The sequence below is a fragment of the Furfurilactobacillus sp. WILCCON 0119 genome, from assembly GCF_053471565.1.
The window spans coordinates 183,476-196,371 of sequence record NZ_JBPCCV010000006.1 but is presented as its reverse complement, the minus strand read 5'-3'; the positions used below and the strand labels follow the sequence as shown (position 1 = coordinate 196,371).

12 protein-coding genes and 3 tRNA genes are annotated in these 12,896 nt (G+C 46.8%); 11 read left to right on the top strand and 4 right to left on the bottom strand.

Annotation, left to right across the window (positions count from 1 at the left end):
* From ACRYI5_RS10710 to ACRYI5_RS10690, 5 genes are all read left to right on the top strand, one after another.
* Positions 1 to 73 (top strand) — tRNA-Thr (locus ACRYI5_RS10710).
* A gap of 453 nt (positions 74 to 526) precedes the next feature.
* Positions 527 to 2,008, top strand: coding sequence for a peptide MFS transporter (locus ACRYI5_RS10705; RefSeq protein WP_448225231.1), 1,482 nt, complete (start codon positions 527 to 529; stop codon positions 2,006 to 2,008).
* 91 nt (positions 2,009 to 2,099) lie between these two features.
* Positions 2,100 to 2,930 (top strand): metallophosphoesterase, encoded by an 831-nt coding sequence (locus ACRYI5_RS10700; protein ID WP_448225230.1) that lies wholly within the window; start codon positions 2,100 to 2,102, stop codon positions 2,928 to 2,930.
* A gap of 61 nt (positions 2,931 to 2,991) precedes the next feature.
* A tRNA-Tyr gene (locus ACRYI5_RS10695) sits at positions 2,992 to 3,072 on the top strand.
* An 8-nt stretch (positions 3,073 to 3,080) separates the two neighbouring features.
* Positions 3,081 to 3,152 (top strand) — tRNA-Gln (locus tag ACRYI5_RS10690).
* A 67-nt stretch (positions 3,153 to 3,219) separates the two neighbouring features.
* Here ACRYI5_RS10690 and ACRYI5_RS10685 read toward each other — a convergent pair.
* Genes ACRYI5_RS10685 through ACRYI5_RS10670 form a run of 4 tightly spaced genes read right to left on the bottom strand, consistent with a single transcriptional unit; the run spans position 3,220 to position 4,872 of the window.
* Positions 3,220 to 3,663, bottom strand: a complete 444-nt coding sequence (locus tag ACRYI5_RS10685; protein ID WP_448225229.1) for a hypothetical protein — start codon at positions 3,661 to 3,663, stop codon at positions 3,220 to 3,222.
* Positions 3,664 to 3,665: 2 nt separating this feature from the next.
* A complete protein-coding gene (locus ACRYI5_RS10680) occupies positions 3,666 to 4,361 on the bottom strand; it encodes an aspartate/glutamate racemase family protein (RefSeq protein ID WP_448225228.1) in 696 nt (231 codons plus the stop codon).
* Positions 4,362 to 4,394: 33 nt separating this feature from the next.
* Positions 4,395 to 4,640: a hypothetical protein gene (locus ACRYI5_RS10675; RefSeq protein ID WP_448225227.1), complete on the bottom strand. Its 246-nt coding sequence runs from the start codon at positions 4,638 to 4,640 to the stop codon at positions 4,395 to 4,397.
* Positions 4,641 to 4,644: 4 nt separating this feature from the next.
* The gene (locus tag ACRYI5_RS10670) at positions 4,645 to 4,872 is read right to left on the bottom strand and encodes a DUF6290 family protein (protein ID WP_448225226.1); all 228 of its coding nucleotides are present in this window, start codon (positions 4,870 to 4,872) and stop codon (positions 4,645 to 4,647) included.
* Positions 4,873 to 5,256: 384 nt separating this feature from the next.
* On the opposite strand from ACRYI5_RS10670, the gene ACRYI5_RS10665 reads away from it, so the two are divergent.
* From ACRYI5_RS10665 to proC, 6 genes are all read left to right on the top strand, one after another.
* Complete coding sequence (locus ACRYI5_RS10665; RefSeq protein ID WP_448225225.1) at positions 5,257 to 6,366, top strand: alanine dehydrogenase; 1,110 nt, start codon at positions 5,257 to 5,259, stop codon at positions 6,364 to 6,366.
* 103 nt (positions 6,367 to 6,469) lie between these two features.
* On the top strand, positions 6,470 to 7,507 hold the full coding sequence (gene tdcB, locus ACRYI5_RS10660) for a bifunctional threonine ammonia-lyase/L-serine ammonia-lyase TdcB (protein ID WP_448225224.1): 1,038 nt from the start codon (positions 6,470 to 6,472) through the stop codon (positions 7,505 to 7,507).
* A gap of 119 nt (positions 7,508 to 7,626) precedes the next feature.
* Positions 7,627 to 8,991 (top strand): amino acid permease, encoded by a 1,365-nt coding sequence (locus ACRYI5_RS10655; protein ID WP_448225223.1) that lies wholly within the window; start codon positions 7,627 to 7,629, stop codon positions 8,989 to 8,991.
* Positions 8,992 to 9,002: 11 nt separating this feature from the next.
* Entirely contained in the window at positions 9,003 to 10,367 is a 1,365-nt protein-coding gene (locus ACRYI5_RS10650; protein ID WP_448225222.1) for an APC family permease, read from the top strand.
* Between the two features lie 107 nt (positions 10,368 to 10,474).
* Entirely contained in the window at positions 10,475 to 11,809 is a 1,335-nt protein-coding gene (locus ACRYI5_RS10645; RefSeq protein ID WP_448225221.1) for a replication-associated recombination protein A, read from the top strand.
* A 258-nt stretch (positions 11,810 to 12,067) separates the two neighbouring features.
* Complete coding sequence (gene proC / locus ACRYI5_RS10640; protein WP_407880953.1) at positions 12,068 to 12,862, top strand: pyrroline-5-carboxylate reductase; 795 nt, start codon at positions 12,068 to 12,070, stop codon at positions 12,860 to 12,862.
* Positions 12,863 to 12,896 lie beyond the last annotated feature (34 nt).

Sequence of the window (12,896 nt, the reverse complement as noted above, 5' to 3'; positions counted from 1 at the left end):
GCCGGATTAGCTCAGTTGGTAGAGCATCGGTATCGTAAACCGAGGGTCAGGTGTTCGAGTCACCTATCCGGCATCAATGGTAAAGCGTTGTTTCACGGATTGATCACCGTGGAGCAGCGTTTTTTTGTGAGTCAAGGTAATGGTTCATTAATGAAATCAATTGTATAAACGAAATTTTTTTAAATAAAAATGATCAGGTAAATAAACGGGCTTAGCAGGGGCTTAGGTGATTTGTTGCAAAGAATGGTAACGTGGCCCAAAACGTTTCATTGAATGGCAGAGCAGGCGTGTGGCGGCTTCTTATGGTCGCCCTAGTTGGTCGTTGTAGAAATGGCGATAAGATTAAAAAAAACACGAGAAAATGGCGAATAAATTAAAAGAAGGTTTGACTATCGCCATTTAAAACAGCTATACTTGTTTTATCGTTTTTTTAACGGTTGTCATAACCATGCGTTTGACATTATTGAGAATGCCCGAAAGACGTAATCATAACGATTACCATTGGGGATCAATTAGGAGGATTCTTTTGGAAAATAAGAAATATGATACAGCGTTCTTTGGTCAGCCACGAGGGCTGGCAACGCTGTTCTTCACCGAAATGTGGGAACGTTTCAGTTACTACGGGATGCGTGCCATTCTGTTGTTCTACATGTACTTTGCAATTGATAAGGGTGGTCTGGGCTTTAGCCAGGCAACCGCAACATCCATTATGGCGATTTACGGATCACTGGTTTACTTATCCAGTGTTCTTGGTGGGTTCTTGAGTGACCGTGTCTTTGGACCACGGCGGACCGTCTTTATGGGTGGGATCCTGATCATGTTTGGGCACATTGCCTTAGCAATCCCTGCTGGTGCCTCTGCACTGTTTGCTTCCATTGGCTTAATCGTTATTGGGACCGGGTTGTTGAAGCCCAACGTTTCCGAAATGGTTGGGGCCTTATATAGCCCAGAAGACCGCCGGCGTGACGCCGGGTTTAACATCTTCGTCTTTGGGATCAACATGGGGAGCTTGTTTGCCCCTTACATCGTTGGGACATTAGGGGAAGAAGTTAACTTCCACCTCGGGTTCTCATTGGCCGCTGTTGGGATGTTCTTTGGTCTTCTCCAGTACTGGATCGATGGTCGCAAGTACTTAAGCAAGGATGGATTATACCCATCTGACCCAATCGAAAGTGACGAAGTTCTGCCACTGGTGATTCGTTGGGGCTTAGGTATCGTTGCCGTTGTGCTCGTTGTTATCTTGATGGCCTTAATGGGTGCCTTAACGCTTAAGAACATCATCTTAATGATCAGTATCATTGCCATCGCAACACCAGTTGTTTACTTTATCTTGATGTTATCCAGTAAAAAGGTGACGACAAACGAACGCCATCACGTGATTGCGTACATTCCGTTATTTATCGCTGCCATGTTATTCTGGGCAATTGAAGAACAAGGTTCCGTTGTGTTGGCCTTGTTTGCACAACAACGGACCGTTTTGACCATTGGTTCATGGACGATGCCAGCAGCTTACTTCCAATCACTGAACCCAATGTTCATCATGCTGTACACACCAATTTTCGCCATTCTCTGGACGCGTCTTGGTAAACGTCAGCCAAGTACGACTGCGAAGTTTGCTTACGGATTGATCATTGCGGGTGTTTCCTACCTGTTCATGGCAATTCCTGGGTGGTTATTCGGAACTGCCGGACGGGTTTCCATGCTTTGGTTGATCGGAAGCTGGGCCATCATTGAAGTGGCTGAACTGCTGATTTCACCAATCGGGTTGTCTGTGACAACGCGGTTAGCGCCAAAAGCGTTCCGTTCACAAATGATGAGTATGTGGTTCTTAGCCGACGCTGCTGGACAAGCGGTGAACGCACAAATCGTTCAATTCTACACGGCAAAGACAGAAGTTGCTTACTTCGTCGCTATTGGAGCCGTTAGTGTGATCTTAGGAATCATCTTATTCATCTTCAGAAAACCAATCTTTGGCTTAATGAAGGACGTTGAAATTGCGGCTGACTAAGGTCGTTCTTTCACTCAATTGAACATTACTGTATGATGAGGTGTAACCGACAAAACGTTGGTTACACCTTTTTATTTTGGGAGGCGTACAAATGGTACGGGTTGCAATCACGAGTGACAATCACTTTGATGTTAATCAATTAGACAGCGATGAATTGCTAAAACACCAGGCGGTCGTCCTTTCAGATCGCCACATTGATTATTACGTCATTGCCGGTGATACGTTTAATGACTTTACCCAAACGGTTCGTTATGTTGATCGCCTTCAGCACGAATTGGGGAGTCAGACGGAGGTTGTCTTTTTAGCGGGCAATCACGACATGGGGCACGGGGTGACGTACTCTGAACTGGAAACACGGATCAATGCGCATTACCTGCATAATCAATTTATTGACCTTCCCAACACGAACTGGCGTCTGATTGGGAATAACGGGTGGTACGATTATACGTTTGCTGAACAGCTCTTCAATGAACGTGCCCAAGAGGACTTTGCGCAGTGGAAACGGGCGTTTTGGTACGATGGGATCATTGAACAACCGATGACAGATCCTGAACGGGAAGACATTGTTTTAACGCAGACGGCCAACCAGTTATTAGCCGCTAATGAGGCGCACCGGCAGATTTTGTACGTCACTCATTTTGTGCCCCGGGCCGAGTACATCCGGGTGACGACGGACAACCGGTTTTGGAACATGGCAAACGCCTTATTGGGTAGTCGGCGATTGGGCGAGGTGCTCACAAAGGGGCAGGTAAACTACGCACAGTTTGGTCATTTACACATCAAACCGGCACCACGTGAACTGGGCGGGGTGATGTATTTTGACCAAGCGGTTGGGTACCATACACACCGGGCAAACGAATGGGGCCACCAGGATTTTATGAGTGAGTGGCTTACCCGGTTACGGATTCTTGATCTTGAATAATTGTTAGAAACACTTGAATTTAACAGCGGTCTTCGTTAAAATAAGAAAGTTGTTAAATTATGGCGGAATAGCGAAGTGGCTAAACGCAGCGGTCTGTAAAACCGCCCCGAAAGGTTCGTTGGTTCGAATCCAACTTCCGCCATTTATTTTTGGGATATAGCCAAGTGGTAAGGCAACGGACTTTGACTCCGTCATGCGCTGGTTCGAATCCAGCTATCCCAGTCTTTTAACGATCACCGTCAATTACGGTGGTCGTTTTTTTGTGCGCTGATCACTAAACTGACGGGGCTTATGCGTCACGATAATGCAGTTGTTGAAGCCCATGAACGGTCCTCATGAAACTTTGTGGTGCAATCGTGTTCGCAGGTAGCCACAAATCAACCGTCGTCTGATCGCCACCGGAAAGAGATTCAATGTGAGCGTTGACGACGTTTAATAACTGGCGGGGGTTCCCAAGGTTTAGTTGAACAATTGAATTGATGTTGACGCTTTCCATGATGGCATACTGGGCGTTTGTTCGGCCGGTGAGCACCGCAACTTTAATGATGCGGTGGCGAAAGACGATGACGGCCACCCAATGAACGAACGGATTATACTTTTTTCGTTGAAAGATGATCAACTGACAATCTTCATTTGCCCATAGTGGGTCGGTTAGTAACGGTGTTAAACATGAAATTGTGGTTGAAAGGGAGTCGTTAGTGTATGAAATGGATTGGTACCACTGTTTTGTCATAATTACCTCGATGATGTAGCAAAGTTAGCGGTTCCCAATGCGTCCGCTAGTGTGTGTGCCACTAGCACCGCCTGGGGGTCAATAACAGGTAAATGCGGCGCGGGTTCGCGTAAATTAGCCAGCGATAATTCGGAGCACCCTAAAATAACAGCATCAGCACCCAGCCGAAGCATGTCGGTAATCAGTTTATGAAAAAGCGTTCGATCAACAAAGTGCCGTGCTCTGATGTCCTGAACAAGCAACGTTGTCGTTTCTTCGATAATTTCAGCCGATGGGTGAACGGGCTGGTAGCCAGCAGTAAGGAGCTCCTGGTCATAAATGCTTTGTAAGGCAACGTCCTGGGGTCCGAGGAGCCCAATGCGCTGAGCGCCAGGAGTTAGCTGATTGATTGCGGCGATACTATCCCGTGGCATGTTAAGAATGGGAATCGTGGTTTGCCGTTGTAAGTCATCCAGCCAAAAGTAGGCGAAGTGGCTTGGAATCACCAGAAAGTCGGGTGCTAGTGCCAACAGCTGATGGAAGCTTTCGTTCAATCGGAGATAGTGTGCTGTTTGGATGGGTGACTGAGTTACCGGGACCGCATCGTTTAAAAGCACGTAATTAAGTGCATCATGAGTGCTAAGACGTCGCAATCGTGCTAAATAAGTGTCTGTGGCGGCTGTCTCCATACCGCCAAGAACACCAAAGAAATGCTCCAAGGTCGTTTCACTCCTTTGCAAATGATAACGCGGTCAGTATTTGATCACCGCCAAAATAATGACCTGGTTATAGGTGACATGGGCAATCATTGTGTACTGACCAAGATTAAATTTAATTGCCTGCGCTGGTGCTTCGATCTGCTCAATGGTGTGACCATGAGCAAGTGGATTGAACCCAGCGTTTTTTTTGAGCCACGAAATAAGAATGACAGCCTCCTTTTTTGGGAGCGCCATAAGTTGATTGACTGCGGTTAACGTGTACCCCAAGTTGTATTCCATAAGGCTAGTGTCCTTTGTCTAACTGACTTGCTAGCGTCTCAGTTTTCATCAACTGCGGATTTTTCCGATACTGGGCATAGGCCGTTTCGTAAATTGCTGTATCCAGTTTGTTTTGAACGTTTGCGAGTGCAGCAGTCCGGAGAAGATCTGGCAGTGGCTGGTTAGTTGTTGAAGCGAAGTGGTTCAATAAATCAAATTCTTGGGTGCTGAGATGAACCGGAATGGTTGGCATGATCTGGTTACCGTCCTTTGAGAGATTTGAGTGACTGATGAGCAAAAAAAGCGTCGATATTGATGCTAAGAAGACGTCAGTCAAGAAAAAATCTTGTGAAAATAACGACATGAATTAAATTGCTGACGCTGTGATACGTATGGAAAGAGATGCTTTTTCTTTAAATCTAAAATAAAAAGAATGGAAATAGATGCTTGTTCTTTTATATAAAAAGTGTAACATTGTTCGTGGAAAATGAATACGCTTACAGCGAAATTGTTAAATCAGTTGAAGTAAGCTGTCATTTCAGTTTCCGATGTTGCACTTTTTTTGAAAACTGGCCAGTTTTCGTTAATTAAAGTTAATTCGAAAATAAAACGAAAAAAATCACAAGGAAGTGTTCTCATGCAGATTGCCGTTATTAAAGAGCAAAAAGAAGGGGAAGGGCGTGTCGCCGCAACTCCTGAAAATGTTCGCAAAATGGTGGAAGCAGGCAATGAAGTACTTGTTGAAAAAAATGCCGGCGTTGGTGCTGGTTTTGCTAATGATGAATATGCCGAGGCTGGTGGCAAGATTGTCAGTCATGAAGAGGGTTGGAAGGCAGAATTAATCATCAAGGTTAAGGAACCAGATGCCGAGGAATATAAATATTTCTCCAAAGGAAAAATCGTCTGGGGCTTTCAACACCTGGCTTCATCTAAGCTAACCGTTGAAGCAATGATGAAAGCTGGAACCACCGCAATTGGTGCCGAGACCATCGTGAAAGATGGCAAGCTCGAATTGTTAGCACCCGTTAGTCAAATCGCTGGGCGGCGGTCAATTATCATGGGCGCTTATTATCTTGAAGCCCAACACCAGGGTGAAGGCATCTTACTTCCAGGGATTAATTTCCCAGGGATTCATGCTGGGAACGTGGTCATCTTTGGTGGTGGGAACGCTGCTGAAGGAGCTGCTGACATGGCGCTCGGCATGGGCTGTTCAGTGGTCATCATTGAATTAAACGATGACAAGATTGCTGAAATTAAAAACCATTATGAAGGCAAGAATCTTCGTGTTGTGAAATCAAACGAAGAGAACTTGGCTAAGGAAATCAAGGATGCGGACATCTTCGTTTCGACAATTTTGATTCCGGGTTCTAAGCCACCGAAGCTCGTGAAAGAAGCTATGGTTAAGTCCATGAAGAAGGGCAGCGTGATCGTTGACGTGGCAATTGATCAGGGTGGAACCGTTGAAACGATCGACCATCCAACGACGATTGATGATCCTGTCTTCGTTAAAGACGGTGTTGTGCACTACGCTGTGCCAAATCAACCGGGTGCTGTCCCACGTACCTCAACGATGGCATTGGCTGCCGGAAACTTACCGTACCTGTTGGAAATTGCCGAAAAGGGCATTGTTGATGCCATCAAGACCAATGACGCATTGGCTTCAGGTGTCAATCTGTATGAAGGCAAGGTCACAAATGAAGGCCTCGCCAAATCGTTAGATGAACCATACACAAAACTTGATGTTTAAGGATGTTCGCTAGTTGGACAGAGGAGGGGCCAGCCCTTTCTTTTACACAGACTTGTGAATAAATTACCGTACACTAAACTTTCAACTTCTAGGAGTGAATAAAATGGCTGCAAATGAATTAGTTGCAAAGACTTTTGACTTAGTAAATATCCAAGATATTGAAGAAGCAAAATCAATTGTAAGTAAAAATGCACGGCGGACACCTTTAGTAAAATCAATGTTTTTAAGCCGCAATGTGGTTGGCGGAGACGTTTATCTTAAGTTGGAAAACATGCAGTTGACCGGTTCATTTAAGTTCCGCGGTGCCAATAATAAAATGAATCATTTAACTGCTGAAGAAAAGAAACGTGGTGTGATTACCGCTTCAGCAGGGAACCATGCCCAAGGGGTCGCATTGAGTGGAAAGTTGCTGGGCGTCGACACGACGGTTGTTATGCCAGATGAAGCACCACAAATGAAGCGTGATGCAACCGCTGGATACGGGGCCTCCGTTGATATGCACGGGGCAACGTTTGATGACGCACATGCGTGGATGCATGAACGTGCAGAAAAGGAAGGCAAGACAATCGTTGATCCGTTTAACGATAAGTACGTGGTTGCCGGGCAAGGAACCATTGGGTTGGAAATTCTTGATGACCTTTGGGATGTCGACACCGTTGTCGTTCCTGTCGGTGGTGGCGGACTGATTGCTGGGGTTGCCACTGCATTGAAGTCATTTAACCCATCCATTCACATTGTTGGTGTTCAATCCGAAAATGTTCACGGGATGGAAGCTTCCGTTGAGGCCGGCCACATCGTGTCACATCACACAGATTTCACACTTGCTGATGGAACTGATGTTGCAACGCCAGGGGACGTTACCTTCCCAATCGTTCAGAACCTTGTGGATGAAATTGTCCTGGTTAGCGAAGAAGAAATCGCAACGGCAATGAAGGATCTGCTTCAACGGACAAAGGTTGTTGCGGAAGGTGCTGGGGCACTGCCAACTGCTGCATTGGAAGCACACAAAATTGACGATAAGTGGTTAAAGGATAAGAAGGTTGTCGCGCTTGTTTCCGGGGGGAACGTTGACCTGGCCCGTGTGTCAAACATCATTGATCACTTCTTCTCACCAGTTGCTGCTGATGGGGGAATTGGTTAGCACCAGTTGTTGAGCAGTTGCTCATTTAGTGACCTAACCCACTGATGCAGAGCATCGAGGATGTTGCACCTTTTGATGCAACATCCTTTTTCTTTAAACGTAAAAAAGGATGATTTTGTATGGATAAGGAAGACCAGCAGTTATCACGGTCTTTGAAAAGTCGGCATATTCAGATGATTGCGATTGGGGGCGCCATTGGAACCGGACTGTTTCTTGGGTCTGGAACCGCCATTCGTGAAGCAGGGCCATCGATCATCTTGGCGTATTTTATTGCAGGAAGTTTTTGCTTCTTTTTGATGAGATCAATCGGTGAACTGCTGCTATCAGACACAAATTTGCACTCGTTTATTGATTTCATTAAACGCTATCTGGGAAATCGCTTTGAGTTTGTGACCGGATGGACCTATTGGTTTTGCTGGATCACCATCGCAATGGCCGATTTAACGGCCTCGGGAATCTACATGAGGTTTTGGTTCCCGCATTTCCCACAGTGGGCAACACCACTGATCATCATCCTGCTTTTGATGATGGTTAACCTTGCAGACGTTGGTTTATTTGGTGAAATGGAATCCTGGTTTGCCATGATTAAAGTGGTGGCCATTTTGGCAATGATTGCCGGCGGTTTGTACTTAGTGATGATTGGCTATAAAACGCCAACGTCAACGGCAAGTTTTAAAAATTTAGTGGCACACGGCGGCTTTTTCCCAACCGGAGTAACGGGATTTTTAAACGCCTTCCAGATGGTTATTTTTGCTTTTGTCGGCATCGAAATGGTGGGCCTGACCGCTGGTGAAACGGAAGATCCAGAGAAAAATTTACCTAAAGCCATTAACAACCTGCCAATTCGGATTGGCCTGTTTTACATCGGCTCAATGGTCATCACGATGGCGATTTATCCGTGGAATAAACTGATGGCCAATCAAAGCCCGTTTGTTCAGGTCTTCTCTGATATTGGCATTCAGTCGGCAGCAGCAATCATTAATTTTGTTGTCCTGACGGCAGCAATGTCTGCTTGCAATAGCGCCATTTTTAGTACGAGTCGCACGCTAAGATCCTTGGCTGTTGGCGGCAACGCCCCACGCTTTTTTGCGAAACTGAATAAACGTCATGTGCCAAATAACGCGTTGCAATTCTCGTCGCTCGTGCTCTTTGTGGTCGTTATTTTAAACTATCTCATTCCAAAAGGCGTCTTTAACCTGGTGTCGGGTGTTGCCACCATGAATTTTATCTTCGTTTGGTCTGTCCTCATCATTGCACACCTTGCGTATCGTAAACGGTTGTTAGAAAAGCATGAACAACCGGCGTCATTTACAATGCCGTTTTTCCCGTACTCGAATTATCTAACGTTGACGTTCTTTTTCGGCGTTTTAATCGTTCTATTGTTTGAAAAAAGCACGCGTGTTTCGATTATGATTTCCGCTGCGTGGTTCGTCATAATGTTCGCCGTGTTTGAGTTCTATCAGAAACATAAACAGTTTAATTAGAGGTGAAGAACATGGAAAATAAAGGGGATTCCAACACCAATACTGGCTTAAAGAAGACGATTGGCTTTTTCCCGGCATTATCGACCGTTATGGGGACTGTCATTGGAACGGGGGTTTTCTTCAAGGCCGCCGCAGTGACTGAATCAACCGGCACTGCCAGTCTAGCGATGCTAGCGTGGTTCTTGGGTGGTGTCATCACCATCTGTGCCGGGCTGACGGGGGCCGAATTGGCCGCCGCATTTCCAGAAACTGGTGGCCTGACCCGATACATTGAACACACGTATGGTGGGTTCTGGGGGTTTCTAGCTGGCTGGGCGCAAGCCATTATTTACTTTCCGGCGAATGTGGCCGCAATTGCAATTGCGTTTGGGACACAATTCGCTAATCTGTTTGGACTTAAGCAAAGTTGGATCGTCCCGGTTGCGATGATTACAGCATTGTCACTGGTTTTGATCAACTGGATCAGTGCCAAAGCGGGCGGCTGGGTGACCTCTGTCACGTTGGTTGTTAAATTAATTCCGTTAGTCTTGATCGTTGTTTTAGGCTTCTTTCATTCCGGTGGGGTCAACTTTTCACTCTTTCCAGTGGTTGCCGGTCCGCACCGCGCCTTTTGGACGGCGCTGGGGAACGCCTTGTTAGCGACCATGTTTGCTTACGATGGGTGGATCCACGTTGGGAATATCGCTGGTGAAATGAAGAATCCGAAAAAGGATCTTCCCCGCGCAATCGCCCTTGGAATTGGGTGCATTATGCTTGTCTATTTACTGGTCAACGCAGTGTTCTTATCCGTTGAACCAGTGAGTCATGTGGCCGGAAACCTTAACGTGGCTTCTGATGTTGCCAAGGTTTTGTTTGGTGGCATGGGTGGCAAGTTTGTCACCATTGGAATTTTGATTTCGGTTTATGGTGGGCTCAACGGCTACACCATGACCGGGATGCGGATTCCGTATGTAATGGGTGTTGAACACAAGCTGCCATTTGGCGATGTTTTTTCTAAACTGAACAAGGCGGGCATTCCGTGGGCCGCAGGATTAATTCAGTATGTGATTGCCTTTGTGATGATGCTTTCCGGTCAATTTGACGCAATTACCAATATGTTGATCTTTGTGATCTGGGTCTTCTATTGTATGGCGTTTGTGGCTGTCATCGTTCTTCGGCGAAAACAACCGGAGTTAAACCGGCCGTACAAGGTTCCGTTGTACCCGTGGATTCCGATCATTGCGTTAATTGGTGGTTTGTTCATTTTAATTAACACGTTGTTCACACAGTTTGTGACAACAGCAATTGGGATTGTCGTGACGGCACTGGGCATTCCGTTCTACTATTATTTGAAGAACAAGTGGCATTACGATAGCGACAGTCACAAAGAAAAGTAATTATTTGTGTTGAAAGACTGCTATATATTAGTAGTCTTTTTTGTTTTTTAAAGCGGCACCGTGCTATAATTAGTATACGAACGCATGTTTGACGGAGGGGTAAACAAATGGCAGAAGAGACATCATTATTTGAACAAGCTGATGAAGTTAATCAACCGTTAGCAAGCCGGATGCGCCCGCAAACGTTGGCCGAGTTTGCGGGGCAGCAGCATTTAATCGGGCCTGGTAAAGTGCTTCGCCAGCTGATTGATAGTGATGTGTTGTCGTCACTCATCTTTTGGGGTCCACCCGGAGTGGGAAAGACAACATTAGCAAGAATCATTGCTAACCAGACGCAAGCGCGCTTCATTAACTTCAGTGCGGTGACCAGTGGCATCAAAGAGATCCGGCAGGTCATGACGGACGCCGAGGAAAACCGGCAACTTGGTGAACGAACAATCGTTTTTGTGGATGAAATTCACCGGTTTAATAAGGCCCAGCAGGACGCTTTTTTACCGTTTGTGGAAAAGGGGAGCATTACGCTGATTGGGGCCACGACGGAGAACCCCTCGTTTGAAATTAATTCGGCCTTGCTGTCACGAACGAAGGTGTTTGTGCTTCACCAGCTGACACACGATGACTTAGAGCGGTTACTTCAGCAAGCGCTGACTGATCCGCGTGGCTTTGGTAAGCAAACGATTCAGATCGACCCGGCCACCGTGGCAGCCATTGCAGATTTTGCCAACGGGGATGCACGAGTGGCGCTCAACACCCTGGAAATGGCCGTGCTGAATGGTCAGCAGATCAATGGGGTGACGGCAGTTGATCAAGCGGATGTGGCCCAGCTCGTTTCCCGGAAATCGCTCATGTACGATAAAAAGGGGGATGAGCATTACAACATCATTTCGGCTTTGCATAAATCCATGCGCAATTCGGATGTGGATGCGGCGTTGTACTGGCTGTCCCGGATGCTTGAAGGTGGCGAAGATCCGTTATACGTTGCCCGCCGGTTGATTCGGTTTGCTAGTGAGGACGTCGGTTTGGCAGATTCACGGGCGTTAGAAATCACCGTTGCTGCCTATCAAGCCGCCCATTTGATCGGCATGCCGGAGTGTACCGTTAACCTGGCACAGGCGGTCACGTATTTGGCGTTAGCACCAAAATCAAACGCCATTTACACCGCGTATGCGGCAGCGAAGACGGACGCACTGGATTCCTTGGCAGAACCGGTGCCATTGCAAATTCGCAATGCCCCCACCAAGTTGATGGCAGATCTTCACTACGGGGAGGATTATCAATATGCCCATGACGCGGCGGACAAACTGACGACGCTCCAAACCATGCCAGATAATTTGGTTGGTCACACGTATTACGAACCAACGACGCAGGGATCGGAGCGGCGAATTGGGGAGCGTTTGGCCCAGATCAAGGCATGGCATGCAGCTCATGATCCGCACCAGTAAGCGTTAAAAATAATGAAGAAGCCCGTTCTGATTGGTGACCTGATTGGTCGTTTGCTGCGGTAATGGTTTAGCAAACGAACCATGGCGTCACGCTTGGAACGGGTTGTTTTTTTAGAAAGTAAGTGCAGGCGGTTGCATTAGTGGTCTATATCGGTTACATTCTAATCAGATAAGTCTTTAAACCGGATACATAATTTAGTGGTCGACCTGTTTAACGGCGAAACGGTAATTGAACGGAAAATGAAGGGATGATCAGACATGCGATTAGGTTTTATTGGTGTTGGCGGAATGGCACAAGCAATTATCAACGGGTTGTTAGACGCGGATGCACTTGCACCTGCTGACATTATTGTTCATAGTGCCCATCCAGCCCATTATCAACAGTTTGCAGAGACGACGGGGGTTCAAACGGCGGCAACAAATGCCGAAGTGGCCAAGAATAGTGATTTCGTTGTGCTTGCGGTTACCCCGATTATGGCCGCAGACGTGCTTAAAGAAATCCGTGAACAGTTAAACTCTGGCCAAAAGGTCCTCATTTCCATCGTGGCTGGCTTGAGCCTTCAAAAGATGGAGGAGTTAGCTGGTTTTGATCTGCCCATTTTGCGGACGTTACCAAACGTCAATGTCGCCATCGGTGCGGGAATGACAGCGGTGGCTGCTAATGAAAACTTGACGGGTGCAAAGTTAGCGGATGCAAAGGGGCTCTTCGATGCTGTGGGTAGTACGGCTGCATTAGCAGAACGTGACTTTAGTACCTTTTCAGCGTTAGCAGGTAGCTCACCGGCCTTCATCTATTTCTTCATTGACGCCTTGTCACGAGCTGGTGTTAAACATGGGTTAACAAAGGCTGAAGCAACGCGGATCGCGGCCGCTGTTACGGAGGGTTCCGCAAAGATGGTCCTTCAATCCTCCGAAAACCCGTTTGGGCTCATTGACCAGGTGTCTTCACCGGGTGGCTCAACGGTGGCAGGATTACTTGCAATGGAAGAAGCCGGGTTAATGACGGCGGTGGTTAAGGGAATCGACGCCACCATCAAACGGGATCAAGAATAACGTCGTTGTCAAAATGGTCTATACCAGCTATACT

Bases quoted from the DNA above. Each gene is read 5' to 3' on its own strand.
- ACRYI5_RS10700 (WP_448225230.1), top strand. From the start codon at position 2,100: ATGGTACGGGTTGCAATCACGAGTGACAATCACTTTGATGTTAATCAA.
- ACRYI5_RS10685 (WP_448225229.1), bottom strand. From the start codon at position 3,663: ATGACAAAACAGTGGTACCAATCCATTTCATACACTAACGACTCCCTT.
- ACRYI5_RS10675 (WP_448225227.1), bottom strand. From the start codon at position 4,640: ATGGAATACAACTTGGGGTACACGTTAACCGCAGTCAATCAACTTATG.
- ACRYI5_RS10670 (WP_448225226.1), bottom strand. From the start codon at position 4,872: ATGCCAACCATTCCGGTTCATCTCAGCACCCAAGAATTTGATTTATTG.
- ACRYI5_RS10665 (WP_448225225.1), top strand. From the start codon at position 5,257: ATGCAGATTGCCGTTATTAAAGAGCAAAAAGAAGGGGAAGGGCGTGTC.
- tdcB (WP_448225224.1), top strand. From the start codon at position 6,470: ATGGCTGCAAATGAATTAGTTGCAAAGACTTTTGACTTAGTAAATATC.
- ACRYI5_RS10655 (WP_448225223.1), top strand. From the start codon at position 7,627: ATGGATAAGGAAGACCAGCAGTTATCACGGTCTTTGAAAAGTCGGCAT.
- ACRYI5_RS10650 (WP_448225222.1), top strand. From the start codon at position 9,003: ATGGAAAATAAAGGGGATTCCAACACCAATACTGGCTTAAAGAAGACG.
- ACRYI5_RS10645 (WP_448225221.1), top strand. From the start codon at position 10,475: ATGGCAGAAGAGACATCATTATTTGAACAAGCTGATGAAGTTAATCAA.
- proC (WP_407880953.1), top strand. From the start codon at position 12,068: ATGCGATTAGGTTTTATTGGTGTTGGCGGAATGGCACAAGCAATTATC.